The organism is Pseudovibrio sp. Alg231-02, assembly GCF_900143565.1.
Taxonomy (GTDB): Bacteria; Pseudomonadota; Alphaproteobacteria; order Rhizobiales; family Stappiaceae; genus Pseudovibrio.
Genome location: NZ_FREX01000002.1, coordinates 340,746 through 363,108, shown reverse-complemented (window position 1 = coordinate 363,108; position 22,363 = coordinate 340,746). Strand labels below are relative to the sequence as shown.

The following is a 22,363-nucleotide window of genomic DNA, read 5'->3' as shown; positions in this document are numbered from 1 at the left end:
AGCCTCAACGTAAATTTGGGGTAGTTGGGAAATGAAATCCTATTTTGTAGCTGGCGTCGTAGCATCCAGCATTCTCTTGGCCGGTTGCGGCACAGTTGTTCGCGGCACATCTGAAGACATCAAAATCGATGTAAAGCCAGCGAACGCGAAAATCACATCAACAACAGCGCATACTTGCGTTGGACCTTGCGTGATCAACGTACCACGTAAAAAAGAATTCACTCTGACTGCATCTGCACCGGGCTACCAGTCTCAGGTTATCGATGTTCAGACCCGCGTCAGCGGCAAGGGTGCAGCAGGCATGGCTGGCAACATTATCCTTGGTGGTGTTATTGGTGTTGGTGTTGATGCAGCGACTGGCGCAACTCTGGATCACTATCCAAACCCGGTTACTTTCAATCTCAAGCGCGGCAAAGGCTCTCGTAAGCTGACCCCTGCTGAGATCAAACTGATGAACAAGGCGAAAACCCCGACTTCTTAATCGGGCAACGTCAGTGAGGGGCATTGGATCAGACCATGCCCCTTACATTCAACAGCTCGCTGAGAGCACAAGCAGCACATGACCTTGGCTCACCCAAATAAGGTCCTCTCCCAAAATGCCCTGCCCACCACTCCCTCCTTGATTTTCAGCAGCAACTAGAGGACTCTCCCTCCTGCAATCAGGAGTTCCAATGGCCGCCCCTCAGGACGCAGAGCGTGTGCCTCTTATCGAGGCCCGAAATATCTCAGTCACCAAGCAAGGGCGCCAGCTCTTTCACGCCTATTGTTTCAAGCTGTATGAAGGCGATAAACTGTGCCTCCGTGCCCCTTCCGGTCGTGGCAAAACGGTTCTCCTGCGCATTCTCGCAGGACTGGATAAACCAGAGGCAGGCGAGCTGCTCTTCAACGGCGTCTCATACACAGCAGGCGGACGAACGCAGCTCCACAAACAGCTCAACTGGCTCCCTCAACGCGTGAGCCCTCTGGCAGACCATATCCACGAGGCATTGCTGGCACCGTTTGAGCTGCAAGCCAATCACAAACGCAAGCCATCAGATGCTCAGATGCTTCAGGCTCTCACAGCAGCGGGCCTGCCCAACACGGCACTTGATCAGGCGACCAGCAGCCTTTCCGGCGGCGAACGTCAACGCCTCGCGCTTGCCCGCGCGTTGCTTCTGCAACGCCCTTTATGGATTGCAGACGAACCCACAGCAGCCCTCGACAAAGCCCATGCCCTCGCCTGTGGTGACCTGCTGATGGAAAGTACCGGGACACTGCTGGCTGTCACCCACGACTCCCACCTTCAAAGCAAGATTGATCAGGTAATTGAACTGCCCGAACCAGCACAGCCAGGTTCACAGGAGCGCGCGCAATGACCTCAAATGTCGCGTGGAGTGATCTGGCTCTCTTTTATCTCATAGCAATCATCCCACTGTCCCTGCTCTGGACCATGGGCCTCAAAGACCTCTCCCGGGATCTGGCAATATCCATTGCCCGTATGAGCATTCAGCTGCTGGTCATCGGGTTCTATCTGCAAACCGTCTTCGATCTGGACAATCTGGCCCTCAACCTGCTCTGGCTGGTCGCCATGGCAACAATCGCCGCAATCACCTCCGCTGGCCGCGCACAAATGCCCCGCCTCAAATCAACAGCCCCGCTCACGGCAGCTATCCTGATTGCCATGCTGCCAGTGCTGCTGATGTTCATCGTAATCTTCAGCCGTCCTGTGCCGTGGTACTCTGCGCAGGTCACCATCCCAATCGCCGGCATGCTGCTCGGCAACGCTCTGGGGTCACTGGTCATCGCCCTGCGCCGGTTCAACTTGAGAACACCGGAAGATAAGGAACACATCGAGCTGCTCACCACCATGGGAGCGACCAAACTGGAAGCCCGGCGAACACTCGTCAAAGCCTCCCTACGCGCAGCAGCCTCCCCCGTTATCGCCAGCATGGCAACACTGGGGCTGGTCTCGCTGCCCGGAATGATGACAGGTCAGATTCTCGGTGGCTTCAACCCAATCGAGGCCGTCCAGTACCAGATCGCCATCATGCTCGGTATCTCCGCCACCCAAACCCTCGCCATCATCCTCGCCCTCCGCTTCACCATCTATATGGAGCCAGAGTACGAGTGATCAGAGACAAAGAGTCTTTCACCAGCAATTCTTGGGTATCAGCAATTTTGCGGGAGGGCGTAAGCTTTTTCGGTTTCATGGAATGAGCCAACATACAGGCAATTTCTTTGTGACAATCTACCTGTGTATCGTCGGAGGCGCGATTCCGGGTACCTGAGGCTATAAGTAAGTCAATAACTTACCACAGGAGGGGATCAAGTTTACCCTTATGTGTTGCAGGAACTCCGATCAAAATAGGAGGCTTAAATCAGCTCTTCTTGGCCCATAAGACGCTTGGCTGCGGCACGGGCCTCTTCGGTGATAGTGGAACCAGCGAGCATCCGGGCAATCTCTTCATGACGGTCGCTCTCAGCGATCTCAGTGACACGGGTCGCAACACGGTCTTTCTCCACCTCATCCTTGCGGATCAGGAAGTGACCATTGGCACGCGCTGCCACTTGCGGTGCGTGCGTTACCGTCAGCACCTGAACACTGTTCGCAAGGCGGGCAAGACGCACGCCAATCGCCTCAGCCACTGCACCACCCACACCGGTATCAATCTCATCAAACACCAGTGTCGGAGAAGACCCTTTGTCTGCCAGCGACACCTTCAACGCTAATAGGAAGCGGGAGAGTTCACCACCAGAAGCAACTTTAAACATCGGCCCCGGACGGGTCCCTGGGTTGGTCTGCGCCCAAAACTCGACAGTATCGATACCAGACGGTCCGCGCTGCTCAACATCACTCTCAATATTGATGATAAACCGCGCCCGTTCCAGCTTCAGGGCTGGAAGCTCAGCATGAACAGCAGTCTCAAGTCCCTTAGCAGCCTTCTGGCGCTTCTTTGAGAGCGCAGCCGCCAACTTGTCATAGGTTTGCTTAGCGGCCTCCACAGCGCTTTCCAGCGCTTGCAGTTTCTCTTCACCAGCATCCAGATCGGAAAGATCACCTTCCATCTGCGCCCGCAGTTTAGCAAGGTCATCCGGCTGCACAGAATATTTACGAGCCGCAGCCCGCAATGCGAACAAACGCTCTTCCGTCTGCTCCAGCTCTTGCGGGTCAAAATCGGTATCACGCAGCGCCTGTTCCAAACCACCGCGCGCTTCCTCCAGCTGATCCAGAGAACCGCCGATAGCTTCAACCACACTTGTCAGATAGTTCGGCGCCAGATCAACCTTACGCTCAAGACGGCGCAATAAACTGGAAAGCTCAGGGATTGGAGAGGCTGGTCCGTCAAGTGCCTCATAGCCCTCGCGCAGATCGCCTGCAATCTTCTCCACCTGCATCATATCCTGACGCCGCAGAGCAAGCTCGTTCTCTTCTTCGTCACGAGGATCAAGCGCGCTCAATTCATCAGCACTGGAGCGCAGATAATCCGCCTCACGGCGGGCTTCTTCAATGCGCGCAACATGATCTTTCAGGGCCTTCTCGGCAGTGCGAACCGCTTTCGCGCTCTGCCCCACCTTCGCAGCATCACCTTCCAGCCCGCCAAAGCTGTCCAGCAGCTGACGATGGCTCTCAGGATCAATCAGGGCGCGGTCGTCATGCTGCCCATGAACCTCAACCAGCAACTCTCCAATCTGCCGCAGCAGACCAGCACTCACTGGCGAGTCATTCACAAACGCACGGGTACGACCATCCGATGCCTGAACACGGCGCAAGATGATGTCGCTGTCGTGCTCTAATTCATTTTCCTGAAGAAGGGTGCGCAGAGGATGCGCCATGGGAACGTCGAAAACCGCGCTCACCTGACCGCGGTCCTGACCATGCCGAACCAGTCCGGCGTCTCCCCGCCCACCAAGGGCGAGGCTTAAACTGTCGAGAAGAATAGACTTACCTGCACCGGTTTCACCCGTCAGAACACTCATGCCGTCGCTGAAATGCAAATCCAGCTTATCAATGAGAACGATATCCCGAATAGAAAGCGATGCCAGCATGGTAGTCTAGGAAACTCCGATTCCTTGAAAGGCTTAAAGGAGTTTCATATCCCCAAATGCCCTGCTAAGCCAGCTGCCTTTGTTCTCATGTGGCTCCAGACCGCCCTTTTTCAAAAGAGAAAACGCATCTTTGTACCACTGGCTCTGCGGGAAGTTGTGTCCCAGCACCGCTGCAGCTGTCTGTGCTTCGTTCGTCACACCAAGTGCGTAATAGCTCTCGGTCAGACGATAGAGCGCTTCTTCAACGTGACGGGTGGTCTGATAATTGCTCACCACAGTCTTGAAGCGGTTGATAGAGGCAAGGTAGTTACGGCGTGCCAGATAGTAGCGGCCAACTTCCATTTCCTTACCAGCCAGCTGATCTTCTGTCGCGCGGATACGCTGACGAGCCTGCTTGGTGTATTCAGAATCTGGGTAACGCTGAACAACTTCACGCATTGCATCCAATGCTTTGGCGGTCACAGCCTGGTCACGACCCACATCTGGGATCTGACGGAAGTAGGACTCACCAATAATGAAGAGCGCGTAGGCGGAATCATCGTTACCAGGATAAAGCGAGGTAAAGCGCTCAGCAGCAGAAATCGCTTCAGGATACTTACCCATTTTGAAGTTCAGGTAAGCAATGTTGATCAGCGATTTACGTGCGAATTCGGAGTAAGGATAGATGCGGTCAAGCTCGTAGAACTTTTTCGCAGACGCTTGCACGTCGCCAGATGCACGAAGAGCCAAAGCCTCATTGAACATCACTTCCGCAGGAGTTTCATCCAGCGCAAGATCATCAACATCATCCTTGGTTGCACAGCCCGCAATAACGAGTGCCATCGCCAAAGAGGTATATCTAATCGCTCTTTTGAGGCGATTAGCCCCCAAAGCAGTCCCGGCAGCATCTGAACGCAGCAATGTTTCCGACTCCTATCGTGTTGGGATTCGGGTAAAATCCCTCCCAGTTCACGCTTCTATCTCAATGTTTGGATAACGTCACGTAGTACCACAGCATTTGCCTCGAATTTATGTCGGAATAGAGGCAAAAACCGTTGAATAACTATTTTAGCCTCAGGAGACGTTAGGGCCAAATGCTGCAGCCTGCAGTCCGCCAATCAACTCGGCATGACCTTTTTCGCGTGCATGACGATCTACCAGAGCAACATCAGCTTCGACAATTTCAAAAGCATCTGGGTTCTTGAAAAGCTCCACAAGGATGCAGTGATTCATACGGTGACCGCCTTTGTAAGAGCGGTACTCGCCCAAAATAGGCAGACCAGCAAGAGCAAGATCACCGATCGCATCAAGGCTTTTGTGACGTACGAATTCGTTTGCCCAACGTGTTCCTTCAGGGTTCAGAACGCGATCACCGTCAAGAGCAACGGAGTTCTCTAGGGAAGAGCCCATGGCAAAGCCAAGCTTCCAGAGCTTCTCAACATCCTGCACGCTGCCAAAGGTACGGGCACGGGAAATCTCATCACGGAAGTAATCAGGTGTCAGGTCAAACTTGAGCTGCTGACAACCAATTTTCTCGTGATCGAAATCGATGGTGATGTCAAAACGGGTGCCGTCAAACGGGTTGAGTTCACACCACTGATCACCGGAAACGTAACGAACTTTTTCTTTGATACGGATAAAGCGACGCTTTGTGCCGAGCGTTTTCAGGCCAACGCGGTCGATAGCTTCAACGAAAGCTTCGGAGCTACCATCCATGATTGGCATCTCAGGTCCGTCAATGTAAGCGGTCACATTGTCAACGCCCATACCGCGCAGAGCAGCCATCAGGTGCTCAACGGTAGAGATGCCGCTGTCATGAGGATCACCAAGTACGGTGCACAAAGATGTTGCAGTGACTTCCTTCCAGTTTGCTTCCGTCTGCACGTAGCCACCCTTGGTGCTACGATGGAAAACAATGCCGGAGTTCGCGTCTGCTGGGTGAAGTGTAATGGAAGCTGGACCGCCAGAGTGAACCCCAATACCATTCAAGGTTACACTGTCCGCAAGCGTTGTCTGTTTTTCGACACGCATTCCCATATTGTTCCAGCCTTTATCATTCCGCTCCAGGTACATACTGAACCTCACGAGCCACTACTTTCGAATACCCTCTGCGGGTTGGCTGGAACATAGCTCTTGGAGCTTACCAAATAAAATAAAGCTTTATTACGGTTTGTAACGTCCTGAAAATTTTAGGTACATTTACCGACAATTCCATTTAAAAACGCAAAGCAGCAACCCGGAAAAATCCGGATTGCTGCTCGAGAGGCGCGAGTTCTGTTGATAATCAGGTGGCTTGGCGGCGCAGGAACGCCGGGATTTCCAACTGATCATCTTCGATCATTTGTGAGCGTGCAGGCGCAGGGCGTCCACCAGCGTCCAGAGTCCCGGCTGCACCGTGATTCTGAGGCTCGGTTGGACGAGGCGCTGCTGGCTGGCGTGGAGCCTCAGCAAACGCATCTGCCTGTACTGGCTCATGGTGCTCCATGTGCTCGTCTTCACGGCGGCCAAGACCACCAGTCAAACGGCGCAGAAGACCCATTGGGCGACGCTCTTCTTCCAAATGATGCTCATCATGCTCTTCAACCTGCTGGGCCATAGTGGCTGGTGCTGGCTGAGGAGTTGCAGATGCCGGCTGTGGTGCAGGCGCTGCAGCAGGAGCATCCGTGCGCGCACGAATTTCACGCTGTGCAATTGGCGGAAAGTCTTCAACACGTGGCATACGTGTCTGAGGCTCTACCTTTTGTGCAACAGGTGGAATAAATGGCTCAGGAATATTGGTAGGCTCATCAAAAGCCTGTGTTGGTTCCTCAAGTGCATCATATTCCTGCACAGGCTCATAACGACGAGACTGATAAGGAGAAATTTCCACTTCCGGGTCAGTTGCAACAGCAACCGGCTCAGAGTGCATAAGTGTTTCGGCTGCTGCGGAGCCCATCGCGCGCATCGCACGAACTGGGGTGGGTGCAGGAGCTACTTCTACCGGCGCAGCTACCGCTGGACTGGGCGTAGGCGTAGTAGCGCTCTGCAGACGCTCTGTGAGTTCAGCCATACGAACCTCTGCAGGAGAGATATCTTCACGCAGCTCTTTGTCGATGCCGGTGGCAACAACAGAAACGCGGATAATACCGTCCAGAGATTCATCGAAGGTTGCACCAAGAATGATGTTCGCTTCTGGGTCTACTTCCTCGCGGATACGAGTTGCAGCTTCATCAACTTCAAACAGCGTCAGGTCGTTACCACCAGTGATGGAGATAAGCAGACCGCGCGCGCCCTTCATGGAAGTCTCGTCAAGCAGCGGGTTCGCAATCGCAGCTTCAGCCGCCTGGATGGCACGCTGTTCGCCGGATGCTTCACCGGTACCCATCATCGCTTTACCCATGCCACGCATTATGGAGCGTACATCAGCAAAGTCGAGGTTGATGAGACCTTCTTTGACCATCAAGTCAGTGACGTTCGCTACACCAGAATACAGCACCTGGTCAGCCATGGAGAAGGCATCGGCAAAGGTGGTCTGTGCATTCGCAATGCGGAACAGATTCTGGTTTGGAATAACAATAAGAGTATCAACATTACGCTGTAACTCTTCGATGCCGGCTTCGGCAACACGCATACGTCTGGACCCTTCAAACTGGAAGGGTTTGGTAACCACACCGACGGTCAGTATACCTTGTTCACGCGCAGCTCGAGCAACAACTGGCGCAGCACCGGTACCGGTGCCACCACCCATACCCGCGGTGATAAACACCATATGCGAGCCGGACAGGTGATCGTTGATCTCGTCAATAACTTCTTCTGCAGCAGCTGCACCAACTTCAGGCTGGGAACCAGCGCCCAAGCCTTCCGTAACAGCAACGCCCATCTGGATAACACGCTCAGCCTGGCAAAGTGCCAATGCTTGCGCATCCGTGTTTGCAACAACAAAGTCACAGCCCTGAAGACCGCTCGTTACCATGTTATTTACGGCGTTTCCGCCACCGCCACCAACACCGAATACGGTGATCCTGGGCTTCAATTCCTGAATATCAGGCATTTTCAGGTTGATTGTCATATTAACCTCGCGACCCTAATAACATGCCCGAAGTCGGGCACGTCGTTCTTCCTCTCGTGCGTCCGCCGCATCTGGCGAAACTCGTGATAGTGGGGGTTATGCGATCCCCACTAGAAACTTTCTCTAATCCACTGACCAACCCGAGCCAGATAGCTCCCGCGCCCTTTAAGGCCACGGCGTTGGTGCCGGGGTTCGAATTGCTCAATCTGTGCCACCTGCGGATAAATCAGCAGGCCCACAGCTGCCGAGAACGCCGGACCCTTGGCTTCCTCTGGCAAACCGGAGATACCCAACGGACGCCCCAGACGCACACTGCGTCCAAGAATGCGTCGTGCCGTTTCAGAAAGGCCAGTCAACTGACTGCCCCCACCTGTCAGCACAACACGTTTGCCCACTCGGCCTGCAAAACCAGAAGCGACAATCCGGTCTCGCACCATCTCCAATATTTCTTCAACGCGCGGGCGAATAACCCGCGTCAGCATCGCCCGGGGGATCTGCGTTGGCAGATCGCCATCCGTATCCACGGGCGGCACCTGAATAAAATCACGGTCGTCCACCACACTTGGCAGCGCAGACCCATGTAAAACTTTCAAACGTTCAGCAGCTTCCATCCGTGTGGAGAGCGCGCGCGCCACGTCCATGGTGACGTGATTACCGCCAACAGCCAGCGCATCCAGATGCACCATCTGCCCATCAACAAAAATCGAAAGCGTGGTTGTGCCACCACCCATATCAATACAGGCAACACCCAGCTCAATCTCGTCTTCTACCAGCGTGGAAAGGCCTGCTGCGTAAGGCGTCGCAACCAGAGACTCCACTTGCAGGTGTCCACGTTCGATACAAAGCTCCAGATTACGCACTGGCGGCACTTCTGCAGAAACCACCTGCATGTCCACGCCCAGCTTGCGGCCCATCATGCCACGCGGATCACGAATGCCGCGGTTGCCATCCAGCCCGTAGGAGATCGGCAGCGCATGCATCACCGCCCGTCCCTCGGTCGCCGTATGGGTAGAACCCGCCGCCAGCACACGCTGAATATCGGCCTCAGTCACACCTTCAGTTCCAAGCGGCACAGTGGCGGAGAAGATCTCGCTCTGCAGACGGCCACAGCTGACAGTCACCAGCAGCGTTTCCACCATCACACCGGCCATACGCTCGGCCTGATCAACCGCGCGGCGGATCGCCTGCTCAGCCTGATCCATGTCCACAACAACGCCGGACTTCATGCCAGCAGACGCCTGATACCCGTATCCCAGCACCTCAATGCCATGCGAACGGCCCGGCATCAGGTCTTCCTCGTCGCCAGGCACCAATTTCGCGATAATACAGCACACTTTCGTGGAGCCGACGTCCAGCACAGAAACCACAACAGATCTGCGGCTCGGCAAAGGCCGCATCCGCGGCAGAAAAATCACGTTCTTATTCGAGCTCATGTGTCCCTCCCGGAGTTGGAGGGCGTACCTCGTTGCTCGATGGTGGTTTTGCGGCGAATGGCGGCGTCATCCGAAAGACGCACCACAACGCGATCCTGCAAACGCAGGTCCACCGCGACGATATCGCGGGAGAGCAAACCACCTTGATCATCCAGCTTCTTAAGTTCCGCCAGTGCATCGCCAACATCAAATTCTGGCAGACGCACTGTAATTCCGTTTTCCAGGGCAAGATCCCAGCGTCGTTCGGAGCGCAGCTTTGCAGCGCGCACCCGGGCACGGATACCTGGGAAATTGTCCAGCTCGCTCATAATCTCACCAGCACGCAGCTGCGCACCGTGATTGACCACGCGAAGCAAGTTCGCATAACGGCCATCCACCTCATCGGTGATGACCTCGCCTTTTTTGGTGATGACAGACGTAATGTCCCCACGCTGCCAGAGCGCATAAGGCTCTTGCTCTTTGATCATCACACGCAGCGTACCGGGGTAGAACTTCTGGATTGCCGCATTCCGGATCCAGGCAATACCTTCCAGACGCTCTTTCGCGTCAGCCGCATCAAACAACATCAAAGAAGGACGTTCGTGAAGTTCAAGCGCTTCCAGCACCTGAAACTCGGTAACACGCTGCAAACCTTCCATTTTGATCTCATTCACCGCGAAACCGACGGAGGATGTAACTGATTCGCTTACATTACGGGCGTGTCCACCCAGCGTAATGCCATAAGCAGCGGACAATGCAAGGAAGCCAAAAGCGCCCGCAGTTGGTGCCCAGGATGGGATAAGTGCAAAAAATCCAGTGACCCCCCAAGCGGGTCTCTGGTGCAAACGCGATACGCCACGACTTCTGAAGCGATAGCTCCAGATGCCTGTGCGTTCCCGCAATGCATCAAATTTTGCCTTTATCTTCCGCAACTTGCGTCCTCCACGATCCAACTCACCAATTCTTGAAAATCATGTCCGGCGTGTGCCGCGATTTCCGGGAGCAGTGATGTTGGCGTCATGCCGGGTTGAGTGTTCACCTCAAGACAAATCAGTTCTCCTAGGCCACCGGGTCCTTCGTTAAAACGGAAGTCGGCGCGTGTAACGCCGCGACACCCCAGAGCCTGATGTGCCTTGAGACTTGATTTTTGTATTTCTTGGTAAACAGATGGTAAAATTTCCGCAGGAAGTATGTGTTGTGAACCGCCTGGGACGTATTTTGCATCATAATCGTAATAAGTGTGACCCAGCGGTACAATTTCTAGTACCCCTAACGCCACATCACCCATCACCGCGCACGTCAATTCACGGCCTGGGATGTAACGCTCGACCATGAGCAAATCACCATACTGCCAATCTTCGCGTGTCAATTCCTGCGGAGGATGCTCTTGCCCCTCCTTCACAATCAGCACACCAAAGGACGATCCTTCGTTGATTGGTTTGATCACATAAGGCGGTTCCATCACATGACGGCGCGCAGCATCAGCGCGGCTGGCCACAATGGCATTGGCAACCGGAACACCGGCAGCCTTCATCACGGCCTTCGCCTTTTCCTTATGCATGGCAAGCGCAGACGACATCACTCCGGAATGGGTGTAGGGAATATCGAGCACTTCCAGAATACCCTGAATAGCTCCGTCTTCACCAAACGGCCCATGCAGCGCATTGAATGCCACGTCCGGTTTCAGCTCCTGAAGCACAGCAGAAATGTTGCGGTCAACATCCACACGCGTGATCTGATAACCAGCCGCTTCCAGAGCGTCCGCACAGTCTTTGCCTGAAGACAGAGAAACAGGTCGCTCAGCAACCCATCCACCCATCAAAACTGCAACATGCTTGGTCATCACAAAACCCAATCCTGATTTAAACGCCTAAAACAACACGTGAACGGAATTAGCCCGCTTTACCCAAAAACGGCTCAATCGCCGCTCCGTCCACAAACGCCCCAAGACGCTTGATTTCCCATTCCAGACGCGTCCCTGTCTTTGCCAGAGCATCCCGGCGAACAGTCTCGCCAAGCATTTCCAAATCGTGAGCGGTAGCGTCTGCAACGTTCAACATAAAGTTGCAGTGTAATTCCGACATTTTTGCGCCGCCGATCTGCAATCCACGACATCCAGCCGCATCAACCACCTTCCAGGCACTGTTGCCGTCAGGATTTTTGAAAGTGGAACCACCGGTTTTCTCACGAATGGGCTGTGCTTTCTCACGATGAGCAACAACTTCAGCCATTTCTGCGCGAATCTCGTCTTCACTCTGCGCAAAACCTTCAAACACCGCACTGGTAAAAATCAGGTCCTTTGACGCAGAGGAATGGCGATACGCATAGCCCATTTCCTCATTGGAAAGAGTGAGGATTTCGCCGGATCGTGTCACCGCGTTAACGTTAACAACACGGTCCTTTGTCTCTGTCCCATGAGCCCCTGCATTCATGCGCAAGGCGCCACCAACAGCCCCCGGAATGCCAGTGTAGAATGCAAATCCACCCGTGCCCGTCTTGGCCGCTTCTTCCGCCAGCTTCTTGTCAGGAACGCACGCCCCTGCCCGCAACTTATGGCCGCCAAGGTATTCAACCTGACCAAACCCGCGGATTGGCAGACGAATAACAACGCCTTCAATGCCACCATCACGCACCAGCAAGTTGGAACCAAGCCCAACCACAGTCACCGGCACATCCTCAGGCAGTGCTTTCATGAACACAGCCAGATCTGCCTCATCAGCAGGCTGGAACATCAACTGCGCAGGACCTCCCACACGGAACCATGTCACAGCAGAAAGCAACTGGTTCGGAATAAGACGACCGCGAATATCTTCGACAGCATCACCAAGAAGCGGCAGGAGATCAGGGTAGCTTACAGTTTGGCTCATACAGTCTCTCCTTTGGGAGAGAGCGCTTCCAGCTCTACAGGCAACTTGTAAGCCCACTGGGTAATGTTCCCTGCACCAAGGCAAATCACCAGATCACCCGGCTCCGCCAGCTCTGCAATCTTACCAGCCAGCTCATCAGGACCGGCAATGCTGTGAACCGAACGGTGACCACCAGCACGCAGACCGGAAATCAGATCAGCCTGACCAGCCCCTTCAATCGGCTGCTCACCAGCTGCAAACACAGGTGTAATCACAACCTTGTCTGCATCATTGAAGCAGGCACAGAAATCTTCAAACAGGCTCTCCAAGCGCGTAAAGCGATGGGGCTGCATCACAGCAACCACCTTCCCTTCAGCTGCTTCACGCGCCGCATGCAAGACGGACTTAATCTCAACTGGATGGTGCGCGTAGTCGTCAAAAAACTCTACGTCATTCCAGGAGCCAGTGTGCGTAAAACGACGCTTCACTCCGCCAAAACTTGCCAACCCCTTGCGGATGTTCGCATCAGAAATACCGAGAGAATGCGCCAGAGCAATTGCAGCCGTCGCATTGGACACGTTGTGCAGACCCGGCATTGGCAGCACCAGATCTTTCAGCTCAGTTACCTTGTCCCCGCGACGATCATGAATGATCACGGTGAAGATGGATTTGCCACCCTTGGTGGAGACATCAGTAAAGCGAACATCTGACTGCGGGTTGGTGCCGTAAGTGATGATCCGGCGGTCTTCAATCTGACCCACAAGGCTCTGCACCTCCGGGTGATCCAGACACATAACCGCAAATCCGTAGAACGGAACATTCTCAACAAACTGGGCAAACGCAGCACGGACACCATCAAAATCGCCGTAGTGATCAAGATGCTCAGGATCGATGTTGGTCACCACAGCAATATCAGCAGGAAGCTTGACGAATGTCCCGTCGGACTCGTCCGCCTCAACCACCATCCAGTCACCCTCACCCATGCGGGCATTGGTGCCGTAAGCGTTGATGATACCGCCATTGATAACAGTCGGGTCCATATGGCCAGCATCCAGCAGCGCCGCAACCATAGAGGTCGTCGTCGTCTTGCCGTGCGTGCCGCCAATGGCAATCGCCTGTTTAAAGCGCATCAGCTCCGCCAGCATTTCAGCGCGGCGCACAACAGGCATGTTGTTTTCGCGTGCTGCCTTCAGCTCAACATTGCTGCCTTTGATTGCGGAAGAGATGACACAAACATCAGCGCCCTCAAGGTTCTCAGCAGCATGACCCACCATGACCTTGATGCCCTTATCACGCAAACGCTGCACGTTTGCATTCTCGGACATGTCAGAGCCCTGAACACGGTAACCAAGATTATGCAGCACCTCGGCAATACCGCTCATGCCAATGCCGCCGATACCGACGAAGTGTACTCCCCCAATGTCTACTGGCATTTTCATGAGGCAATCTCTTTCTGTTCAGTTGCCGGTGCAGCACCAACAAGTGTTTCGGTCAGATCCGCAAGGCGCTGTACAGCTTCCGGCGCGCCCTGCGCCTGTGCTGCGTGTGCTGCCTGTGCAAGACGGCCCGGATTATCCATGAGTTCTTTCAGCTCACGGGCCAGTCGTTGCGGATCAAGTTCTTTTTGTGGGATCGGCCATGCGCCACCTGCTTCAGCAAGCACATTCGCATTCATGCCCTGATCGTTATCAAGAGCACCCGGTAAAGGCACTAAAATAGAAGGACGCCCAATCGCTGCCAGCTCGCATACAGTACCAGCACCGGAACGGCTGATAACCAGATGAGCCGCCGCAATGCGCTCAGGCAAATCCGTAAAGAAAGACGCCACCTGCGCGGCAACACCCATCTCGCGATAGGAGCTTTCAAGCCCCTCCAGATCTTCAGGGCGAGCCTGCTGCACAACGACCAGCTGCTCGCGATCTTCCGGCGCCATCAGCTTCAACGCAGCCGGCAAAATCTGAGAGAATACACGCGCTCCTTGCGAGCCACCAAACACCAGCAGATGAAAGGCGCCACCTTTTTCTGGTGCGTTATAAGTCTGACCACACACCGCAATCACATTGTCACGCAGTGGATTGCCAGTCATGGTCGCTTTAGCAGCCAGATCAGCAGGCAGTGTTTTCAGCGGAAAACTGGTCGCAACCGCACTTGCACCCTTGGCCAGCATCCGGTTCGCCCGGCCCATCACAGCGTTGGCTTCATGCAAAATGGATGGAACGCTTAAGAGACGGCCAGCGAACATTGGCGGAAAGGTCGGATAACCGCCAAAACCAACAATCGCAGCAGGCTTCGCCGCGCGGATTGCTTTCATGGCCTGCAACGTACCCAAGCCAAGTTTGATTGCTGTCTTGGCAAGAGAAATCGGGTTCTTACCGCGAATGGTATCGCTTTTGACCAGATGCACGTTGTCTGCCGGAAACGCGCTGCCATACTTGTCTGCGCGACTGTCCGTGATCAGCTCAACACCATACCCACGGCGCTTCAGCTCACAGGCCAGCGCTTGTGCAGGAAACAGGTGACCACCCGTTCCTCCAGCAGTGAGCATAATCTTTGGCTTCATTTCACTCTCCGACACAGGCAAAACTCTTTTAGGCAGGCTGCACAGGGGCAGCACGGGTAACGGTAATAATCGGGTTCTTCCGAGGTTGCGGACGTTTGCGCGTCAGCGCCAGCACAAAACCCATCGTCAGGGAAATCGCCATCAACGACGACACACCTGATGAGATCAATGGAAGGGTCATTCCCTTCGCAGGCATTAGATTGAGGTTCACCGCCATGTTGATGGTGCTTTGCAGGCCAAACATGACAATAAGACCGGAAGACGCCAGACGGCCAAACGGATCCTGATCCTGTGTTGCCATGTAAAGACCACGCAGCACAACGAATGCAAAAACGGTCACCAGCACCACACAAACGATGATGCCGTATTCTTCAGCAGCCACCGCAAAAATGAAGTCCGTATGGCTATCGGGCAAAATTCGTTTCACCGTACCTTCTCCCACACCGCGGCCTAGCCACCCCCCGGCAATGAAGGAGTCGATCGCTTTATCGATCTGGTAGGTATCACCGGAAGACGGATCCAGAAAACGCATGATACGCCCACGAACGTGCGGCAGATACGTAAAGCCCGCAGCAACGCCAAGAATGCCCATGAGCCCGAGCGGCACAATCGCCAGCCAGGACAACCCGTTCAGGAAGAACAGCGCAAACAGCACAATGGTCAGCAGCATGGTCTGTCCAAAGTCAGGCTGCGCCACAAGCATGGCGGCCACAATGCCAAACAGAAGAATGGAGATCAGCTGCCCCGGAATGTCCTGGGCTTTACGCCCTTCAGACAATAGAAACGCAATGATCACCACCAGCACTGGCTTGATAAACTCTGACGGCTGAATGGAAATACCAAACAAGCTCACCCAGCGCCGCGCGCCTTTAATGTCAGACCCGAAAAACAGCGTACCCAACAACAGCACCAGCATCACGCAGAACACCACCAATGCCACCCGGCGTATATAGCGTGGTGAAAGCGCAGAAACGCCCAGCATCACGGCAGCGCTTGGAATAAGGAAAAGCGCCTGCTTCTTCACAAAGTAGAAGCTCTCAAGCCCAAGGCGTTCAGCAACAGGAGGGCTCGCGGCAAGAGACAACACCAGACCGGACACCATCAGCGTGAAGATGCCGATCAGCATGTAACGGTCAATCGTCCAGAGCCATTCTGCAAATGCACTGCGATCCGTACGTGATACCATCAGCGTGCTCCCTCACCCTTCAGCATTTTGGCAGCAGCAACAGCCGCGCTCACAAATGCATCCCCGCGAACTTCAAAGCTCTTGAACTGGTCAAACGAGGCACAGGCCGGAGACAGCAAAACCACCGCCTCACTGCTCTGATCCCGCGCAGCATCTTGTGCCGCCGCTTCAACAGCCAGTTCCAGAGAGCCAAACTTATGCGCCTCAACACCCCCGGCAAGCTCTTGCTCAAACTCTTCCGCCGCTTCCCCAATCAGATAAGCCTTCACGACTTTCGGGAAGTAGGCTTTAAGCGAAGAGATCCCGCCCGCTTTGGGACGACCACCAGCAATCCAGTAAATCCGGTCAAACGCCGCCAACCCATGGGCAGCAGCTTCCGCATTGGTTGCCTTACTGTCATTCACAAACAAAACCTTGCCTGCTTCAGCAACCAGCATCAAACGATGCGCAAGACCCGGGAAGGTCGCAAGCGCCCCCGCAATCTCGTCAAGCTCCAGCCCAAGCGCTGCACAAACCGCAACAGCAGCAGAGGCATTCTGCCCGTTGTGAGAACCACGCAAAGTGTTGGAGGAGGACAGGTCAGCCACAACCACCTGCTCTTCATCAAAAACCTCAAAGACCTTACCGTCTTCAGCATAAACGCCAAACTCGACAGGCCCCAGACAGGAGATCAGCTCAACCGGCTCACCGCTTTCCGCCCGGCGCTGTGCAATGGCAGCGCTGTACTCATCGTCCACGCCGACAACAGCCAAACGCGCCGCTTTAACAATCCGCTCTTTGATGGAAGCGTAATTCTCCATGCTCCCATGCCGGTCCAGATGGTCCGGCGACAGATTCATCATCACGCCGATATCCGGCACAAGACTTGGGGCAAGATCGATCTGGTAGGAGGAGACCTCAACCACATAGACGCGATCCTCGGAAAACTCTTCAAGGTCCAGAACCGGACGGCCAATATTGCCCCCCATCTGAACATCCATGCCGCATTCTTTAAGCACATGCGAAATCAGAGCAGTCGTGGTGGATTTGCCGTTGGTGCCAGTGATGGCAACAAACGGTGCCTCCGGACAAACCGCTTCCCGCTCATTCACGAAAAGCTCCACATCCCCAATCACCGGAATACCAGCTTGTCTCGCCCGCTCCACACTCCAGTGCGGCGTCGGATGCGTCAGCGGAACACCCGGAGCAACAACCAGCGCTGCGTAGCGGGACATATCCGCCTCACGCAGATCAATCGCAGCAAGCTCGTATTCTTCAGCCGTCGCGACGCTGGCCTCATTATCGTCCCACACATCAACGCGAGCCCCACCAGCCTCAAGCGCACGCGCAGTCACGAGCCCGGACCCTCCGAGCCCGAACAACGCGACTTCTTTGCCTGCAAGATGACGGATAGGGATCATGTGTCGAACCTCCTAACGCAGTTTCAGTGTGGCAAGACCAACAAGGGCCAGCACAACAGCAATGATCCAGAAACGAATAACCACCTGACTCTCAGTCCAGCCCAGATGCTCAAAGTGGTGGTGAATTGGCGCCATGCGGAACACACGCTTGCCAGTCAGCTTGAACGACGCCACCTGCACAATCACTGAAACCGCTTCCAGCACAAACAGACCGCCGATGATCGCCAGAACAATCTCGTGCTTGGTCGCAACAGCAATCGCGCCCAGCATACCGCCCAGAGCCAGAGAACCTGTATCACCCATAAAGATCGCAGCAGGTGGAGCGTTGAACCATAAGAACCCAAGACCAGCCCCAATCACCGCACCACACACAACAGCAAGCTCACCAGTGCCCGCCACATGGTGGATCTGTAGATAGCTGGAGAACACAGCATTACCAGTCAGGTATGCGACCAGACCAAACGCGGCAGCAGCAATCATCACCGGCACAATCGCAAGACCGTCCAGACCATCAGTCAGGTTCACCGCATTGCCCGCGCCAACAACAACAAAGGCAGCGAATGGGATGAAGAACAGACCTAGGTTCAGCGTCAGCTCTTTAAAGAACGGAAAACCGATACTGGTGGAAAATGGCTCGGCATCCAGAAGCGTCACCGCAAAAGCCGCAAGACCCGCAATCAGGAACTCAAGACCCAAGCGTGCTTTACCGCCAAAGCCTTTGTGCGAAGACTTGGTGACTTTCAGATAGTCATCATAAAAACCAATGAGGCCAAAACCGACAGTCACACCCAGAACGATCCAGGTATAGGGATTGCGAAGGTCAGCCCACAACAGCGTCGCAACAATCATCCCGGAAAGGATCATCAGGCCGCCCATGGTAGGCGTACCCTTTTTTGTCAGCAGATGGCTCGCAGGCCCGTCTTCACGAATTGGCTGTCCGTGACCCTGACGCGAACGCAATGCATCAATGATGCGCGGGCCAAACAGGAACACAAACAACAAAGCAGTCATAATCGCGCCGCCGGTACGGAACGTAATGTATTTAAAAACATTCAGCGCAGACAGGGAAGGATAAACCTCTGAAAGCTCCGCCAGCAAATATAGCATTTAGTCAACCTCAGGACTTACCGGTTGCAGCCGGTTCAGGAAAACGTTTCTTCAAGGCATCCACAAGTGGACCCATACGGGTTCCAAGGGAGCCCTTTACCATCACGATGTCGTTGGGACGCACTTCCGACAACAGGTCTTTTTCCAGTTTGTCGGAGGTCTCTGAATAGGCGCCTCTGGTCTGTGCAGGCAACAGGTCCCAGAGCACCTTCATGTGAGTACCCACACAATAAACCACGTCGATCTTTGCGCGCTCCAGTTCACGCGCAAGGTCTGCGTGCAACTTGTCGGAATCTGCACCTAATTCGAGCATATCTCCCAATACGGCGATGCGACGGCCATTCTTCGCAACGGGCAAACCAGCCACCAGATTGATCGCAGCCCGCATACTCGCCGGATTGGCATTATAGCTCTCGTCAACAAGCAACGCCGTGCCACCATTCACATCAAGAACGGTCTGCGCACCACGCCCTTTCGGCGCAGACATTTCTGCAAGGGCCAGACCAGCAAACGCAAGATTGGCCCCCAGCTCCATAACCCCGGTCAGCACGCCCAGTGAGTTGATCACATGGTGTGCGCCTGGAGCGCCGATCTTGTAGGAGATTTCCTGCCCAAGAATATTGGCATTCAGGCAAGAACAATCTGGGTTTGCAGCCACTTTTTTGGCAATGGACTGAGCACCCGGCTGCATACCAAAGCTGACAATGTTCCGTACTCCGGCCACAGCTGCCAGATAGCGAAGCAAATCATACTGTCGGTTATCCCGGTTCAGGATCGCCACACCACCCTTTTCGATGCCAGTGAAGATCTCAGCCTTCGCACGCGCGATATCTTCAACGGAGTTAAAGGCTTCCAGATGCACAGGCTCCACAGTGGTCACGATTGCCACATGCGGACGAACCATTTTCACCAGTGGCGTGATCTCACCGCGATGGTTCATACCAATCTCAAAGATGCCAAACTCAGTATCAGCATGCATACGCGCCAATGTCAGCGGCACACCCCAATGGTTGTTGAAGCTCGCCACAGGTGCATGGGTGATACCGGACTTTGACAGGCAGAGACGCAAAGCTTCTTTCGTGCCTGTTTTTCCAACAGAACCAGTAACCGCGATGATCCGAGCTTTCGAGCGCGCGCGAGCAACCACACCAAGGCGCTCCAACGCTTGAAGCACATCATCAACAGCCACATAGCGGCCACCTTCCGGCAGCTCAGCAAGCTTGTCACGCGCAACAACAGCCACAGCAGCACCAGCCTCAACAGCTGTTCCCGCGAACGCATGACCGTCAAAGTTCTCGCCCTTAATCGCGAAGAAGGCTTCACCGGGCTGGATCACCCGGCTATCAATGGAGATTCCGGTTATGTCATCACTCAGATCACCGTGAACATCCCCATCTACTGCCTCCAGAAAATCGTTAAGCAGCCACAGCGGCCCACGGTCTATTTCAGGCAGTTCAATCATTTGCCGCTCATATTCCGACTTAATGTCCGGGTCCAATAGGTTGATATGGGGGACGATAGTCCACTCAGGCTTGTCTATCGCTGACTTGAGCTTTGGTTTTTCTTCGGTTTTACGCTCAAAAGCAGCAGTCTCAGCCGTCTCAGTAGGTTCCTCAGAAGCAGGTAACCCACCTATTGCTTCTGTGCCGTCCTGCTCATCGGGTTGAGTGGACTGCGATACATCTTCCGTGACCTCCGGAGCAACCTCTTCAAGACCTTCATCCGCAAGAAATGCATCCGCATCCGCGTTTGGCGCCTCTTCCGGCTCAACAGCACTCTCTGCCGCGACTTCAGGCTTCTCTTCGGCTTCGGCTTCGGCTTCGGCTTCGGCTTCGGCTTCGGCTTCGGCTTCGGCTTCGGCTTCGATAGCCGCTAGATCACCCAGCAGCTCGTCTTCAAGTGCATCCGGTGTATCTTCCGCAACATTGGGGAAGCCATCCTTGCCAAAATCAGGATCATGGCTTTCAACATCAGCCAGTTCCGCATCTGCAAGATCATCAGCGCCCAGAACATCTTCTTCCAGCGCCAGCCAGTCTTCTTCCTCTTGATCACGCGCATCATCAGGATTTTCCGGCAGAGTAGCTTCCAGCTCCTCAACACCAGCCTGCACCGCAGCCAATAGGTCATCATCATCCAGCGCGTCTGCAGCTGCCAGCTCATCACCTTCATCAGCCAGCAGATCCATCTCATCCAGATCAAGAGAGATCTCAGGCAGATCACTCTCAGCAACAGGAGACCCACCATTTTCAGCAGAAGCTTCTGCAAGCGCTTTCTGGATTTCTTCATGGTCAGAGAAAGGCAGAACTTCTGTTCCAACAATCTGCCCTGTTTCATGCCCCTTACCGGCCACACAAAGCACATCGCCTTCCTGCAGCATCTTCACCGCCTGGCGAATAGCAAGTGCACGATCTCCAATCTCAAGCGCGGCAGGACAGGCAGCAACAATCTCCTCACGAATTTTGTCAGGATCTTCCGTGCGCGGATTATCATCAGTCACAATGGAAACATCAGCAAGACGAGCAGAAATCTCGCCCATTAACGGACGTTTACCCGCATCACGATCACCGCCACACCCCAACACACTGATCAGGCGACCAGCCGCAAAGGGACGTAATGCTGCAAGCACATTCTCCAGCGCTTCCGGCTTATGAGCATAATCCACGAATACCAGAGCGCCGTTTTCACGTGTGCCTACATGCTCAATCCGGCCCGGCGCACCACGCAGCACAGTCAGCGCTTCAAGAACAGTTTGAAGCTCCACACCAGCAGAAATAGCCAGCCCCGCAGCAATCAGGGCATTGCTCACCTGAAAATCACCTGCCAGCGGCAAGGCGACAGAAAACACGCCCTCAACCGTTTCCAGCTCAAGAACCTGACTGAACCCTTCCGGCTGAACGCTAAGCACTTTCAGATCATCGCCAAAAACACCAGTCGTAAACGTCTTGAGGCCGCGCTCTTCCGCAATCGCCAGAACGCGGTCAGCAAATTGCGTTTCCGGATCAACAACAACCACACCATCATCCGGCAAAAGATCGCGGAACAAACGCAATTTTGCCTGAAGGTAGTCTTCCACCGTTGGGTGGTAGTCCATGTGGTCTCGGCCAAGGTTGGTAAAGCCAGCTGCAACAATGCGCACACCATCAAGACGATGCTGGTCCAACCCGTGACTGGACGCCTCCAGGGCCGCATGGGTAATCCCATCCTCTGCCAGACGCTTAAGGTCTTCATGCAAAGACACAGGGTCAGGTGTGGTCAAGCCGCCATAGCTCTGCCCTGTCGATGTGACAGTACCAATGGTTCCAAGACTGGCAGAAACCAGCCCGGCATATTCAAAGATCTGACGCACGAAAACAGCAACAGACGTTTTGCCCGCAGTGCCTGTAACAGCGACCATCTTCTCAGGCTGTTTGCCAGAGAAAGCAGCCGCCATCAAAGCAAGCTCCCGGCGCGCATCTTGTGCAGCGACCAGCGGAACCTGTTTGGCTTGCTTGCGGATATCATCAGAAATTCTATCCGCATCAATCAAAATGGCAGCAGCACCAGCGTCTACGGCCTGCTCGATAAATTTCGCACCATCAATTTTCGCACCCTTGAGAGCAGCAAAAACAAAACCGGGCTCCACTGCTCGACTATCAGCAGTAAGCCCCGAAATATTAAGAGTATCAACCCCGTCTGGTCCATCGCCCTCGGCGGAGATTATCTCTTGTTTTGTAAGGTCTTTAAGCAACATAGCGTCGATATGTCCGGCCTATGAGACATGAATGTGGCAAACCAGATTTGGAGAACAATTGTCTTCATA

16 protein-coding genes and 2 pseudogenes are annotated in these 22,363 nt (G+C 54.4%); 3 read left to right on the top strand and 15 right to left on the bottom strand.

The features are described from left to right. Nucleotides 1-31 precede the first annotated feature (31 nt). From DHN43_RS07190 to DHN43_RS07180, 3 genes are all read left to right on the top strand, one after another. The gene (locus tag DHN43_RS07190; RefSeq protein WP_108818185.1) at nt 32-481 is read left to right on the top strand and encodes a translation initiation factor 2; all 450 of its coding nucleotides are present in this window, start codon (nt 32-34) and stop codon (nt 479-481) included. A 190-nt stretch (nt 482-671) separates the two neighbouring features. Next, nucleotides 672-1,355 carry an ATP-binding cassette domain-containing protein gene (locus DHN43_RS07185; RefSeq protein WP_108818184.1) on the top strand — a complete coding sequence of 228 codons (684 nt, stop codon included), beginning with the start codon at nt 672-674 and terminating at the stop codon, nt 1,353-1,355. Further along, complete coding sequence (locus tag DHN43_RS07180; protein WP_108818183.1) at nt 1,352-2,110, top strand: ABC transporter permease; 759 nt, start codon at nt 1,352-1,354, stop codon at nt 2,108-2,110. The genes DHN43_RS07185 and DHN43_RS07180 overlap by 4 nt, the downstream gene beginning before the upstream one ends. Nucleotides 2,111-2,352: 242 nt before the next feature. Here the strand turns inward: DHN43_RS07180 and recN are convergent, their stop codons facing one another. The 15 genes and pseudogenes from recN to DHN43_RS27610 all read right to left on the bottom strand — a co-directional run. Then, nucleotides 2,353-4,026, bottom strand: coding sequence for a DNA repair protein RecN (gene recN / locus DHN43_RS07175; RefSeq protein WP_108818182.1), 1,674 nt, complete (start codon nt 4,024-4,026; stop codon nt 2,353-2,355). Between the two features lie 33 nt (nt 4,027-4,059). After that, entirely contained in the window at nt 4,060-4,926 is an 867-nt protein-coding gene (locus DHN43_RS07170) for an outer membrane protein assembly factor BamD (protein ID WP_057465730.1), read from the bottom strand. A gap of 153 nt (nt 4,927-5,079) precedes the next feature. After that, nucleotides 5,080-6,042, bottom strand: a complete 963-nt coding sequence (gene lpxC / locus DHN43_RS07165; RefSeq protein ID WP_057465827.1) for a UDP-3-O-acyl-N-acetylglucosamine deacetylase — start codon at nt 6,040-6,042, stop codon at nt 5,080-5,082. 247 nt (nt 6,043-6,289) lie between these two features. Beyond that, the gene (gene ftsZ / locus DHN43_RS07160; protein WP_063303397.1) at nt 6,290-8,053 is read right to left on the bottom strand and encodes a cell division protein FtsZ; all 1,764 of its coding nucleotides are present in this window, start codon (nt 8,051-8,053) and stop codon (nt 6,290-6,292) included. 110 nt (nt 8,054-8,163) lie between these two features. Beyond that, nucleotides 8,164-9,486, bottom strand: coding sequence for a cell division protein FtsA (gene ftsA, locus DHN43_RS07155; RefSeq protein ID WP_063289938.1), 1,323 nt, complete (start codon nt 9,484-9,486; stop codon nt 8,164-8,166). After that, nucleotides 9,483-10,397 (bottom strand): cell division protein FtsQ/DivIB, encoded by a 915-nt coding sequence (locus tag DHN43_RS07150; protein WP_208986869.1) that lies wholly within the window; start codon nt 10,395-10,397, stop codon nt 9,483-9,485. The genes ftsA and DHN43_RS07150 overlap by 4 nt, the downstream gene beginning before the upstream one ends. Beyond that, nucleotides 10,385-11,311 carry a D-alanine--D-alanine ligase gene (locus tag DHN43_RS07145; protein ID WP_208980677.1) on the bottom strand — a complete coding sequence of 309 codons (927 nt, stop codon included), beginning with the start codon at nt 11,309-11,311 and terminating at the stop codon, nt 10,385-10,387. The genes DHN43_RS07150 and DHN43_RS07145 overlap by 13 nt, the downstream gene beginning before the upstream one ends. A 46-nt stretch (nt 11,312-11,357) precedes the next feature. Then, nucleotides 11,358-12,332, bottom strand: coding sequence for a UDP-N-acetylmuramate dehydrogenase (gene murB, locus DHN43_RS07140; RefSeq protein ID WP_108818181.1), 975 nt, complete (start codon nt 12,330-12,332; stop codon nt 11,358-11,360). After that, a complete protein-coding gene (gene murC, locus DHN43_RS07135; protein ID WP_108818180.1) occupies nt 12,329-13,750 on the bottom strand; it encodes a UDP-N-acetylmuramate--L-alanine ligase in 1,422 nt (473 codons plus the stop codon). Before murC ends, murB begins: the two co-directional genes overlap by 4 nt. Next, a complete protein-coding gene (murG, locus tag DHN43_RS07130) occupies nt 13,747-14,871 on the bottom strand; it encodes an undecaprenyldiphospho-muramoylpentapeptide beta-N-acetylglucosaminyltransferase (protein WP_063303394.1) in 1,125 nt (374 codons plus the stop codon). Before murG ends, murC begins: the two co-directional genes overlap by 4 nt. 28 nt (nt 14,872-14,899) lie before the next feature. Further along, nucleotides 14,900-16,057, bottom strand: coding sequence for an FtsW/RodA/SpoVE family cell cycle protein (locus DHN43_RS07125; protein WP_108818179.1), 1,158 nt, complete (start codon nt 16,055-16,057; stop codon nt 14,900-14,902). Then, the gene (murD, locus tag DHN43_RS07120) at nt 16,057-17,457 is read right to left on the bottom strand and encodes a UDP-N-acetylmuramoyl-L-alanine--D-glutamate ligase (protein WP_108818178.1); all 1,401 of its coding nucleotides are present in this window, start codon (nt 17,455-17,457) and stop codon (nt 16,057-16,059) included. Before murD ends, DHN43_RS07125 begins: the two co-directional genes overlap by 1 nt. Nucleotides 17,458-17,469: 12 nt before the next feature. Beyond that, nucleotides 17,470-18,564, bottom strand: a complete 1,095-nt coding sequence (gene mraY / locus DHN43_RS07115) for a phospho-N-acetylmuramoyl-pentapeptide-transferase (protein ID WP_063289943.1) — start codon at nt 18,562-18,564, stop codon at nt 17,470-17,472. A 10-nt stretch (nt 18,565-18,574) separates the two neighbouring features. Then, nucleotides 18,575-19,987 (bottom strand): annotated as a pseudogene (locus DHN43_RS27615) (UDP-N-acetylmuramoylalanyl-D-glutamyl-2,6-diaminopimelate--D-alanyl-D-alanine ligase); the annotation flags it as partial. Between the two features lie 825 nt (nt 19,988-20,812). Next, nucleotides 20,813-22,294 (bottom strand): annotated as a pseudogene (locus DHN43_RS27610) (UDP-N-acetylmuramoyl-L-alanyl-D-glutamate--2,6-diaminopimelate ligase); the annotation flags it as partial. Nucleotides 22,295-22,363 lie beyond the last annotated feature (69 nt).

What these genes read in the sequence shown, in the direction of transcription:
- DHN43_RS07125 (WP_108818179.1), bottom strand. Translation starts at nt 16,057, where the DNA reads ATGGTATCACGTACGGATCGCAGTGCATTTGCAGAATGGCTCTGGACG.
- ftsZ (WP_063303397.1), bottom strand. Translation starts at nt 8,053, where the DNA reads ATGACAATCAACCTGAAAATGCCTGATATTCAGGAATTGAAGCCCAGG.
- DHN43_RS07180 (WP_108818183.1), top strand. Translation starts at nt 1,352, where the DNA reads ATGACCTCAAATGTCGCGTGGAGTGATCTGGCTCTCTTTTATCTCATA.
- mraY (WP_063289943.1), bottom strand. Translation starts at nt 18,564, where the DNA reads ATGCTATATTTGCTGGCGGAGCTTTCAGAGGTTTATCCTTCCCTGTCT.
- ftsA (WP_063289938.1), bottom strand. Translation starts at nt 9,486, where the DNA reads ATGAGCTCGAATAAGAACGTGATTTTTCTGCCGCGGATGCGGCCTTTG.
- lpxC (WP_057465827.1), bottom strand. Translation starts at nt 6,042, where the DNA reads ATGGGAATGCGTGTCGAAAAACAGACAACGCTTGCGGACAGTGTAACC.
- murC (WP_108818180.1), bottom strand. Translation starts at nt 13,750, where the DNA reads ATGAAAATGCCAGTAGACATTGGGGGAGTACACTTCGTCGGTATCGGC.
- DHN43_RS07185 (WP_108818184.1), top strand. Translation starts at nt 672, where the DNA reads ATGGCCGCCCCTCAGGACGCAGAGCGTGTGCCTCTTATCGAGGCCCGA.
- murB (WP_108818181.1), bottom strand. Translation starts at nt 12,332, where the DNA reads ATGAGCCAAACTGTAAGCTACCCTGATCTCCTGCCGCTTCTTGGTGAT.
- murG (WP_063303394.1), bottom strand. Translation starts at nt 14,871, where the DNA reads ATGAAGCCAAAGATTATGCTCACTGCTGGAGGAACGGGTGGTCACCTG.
- murD (WP_108818178.1), bottom strand. Translation starts at nt 17,457, where the DNA reads ATGATCCCTATCCGTCATCTTGCAGGCAAAGAAGTCGCGTTGTTCGGG.
- DHN43_RS07190 (WP_108818185.1), top strand. Translation starts at nt 32, where the DNA reads ATGAAATCCTATTTTGTAGCTGGCGTCGTAGCATCCAGCATTCTCTTG.
- recN (WP_108818182.1), bottom strand. Translation starts at nt 4,026, where the DNA reads ATGCTGGCATCGCTTTCTATTCGGGATATCGTTCTCATTGATAAGCTG.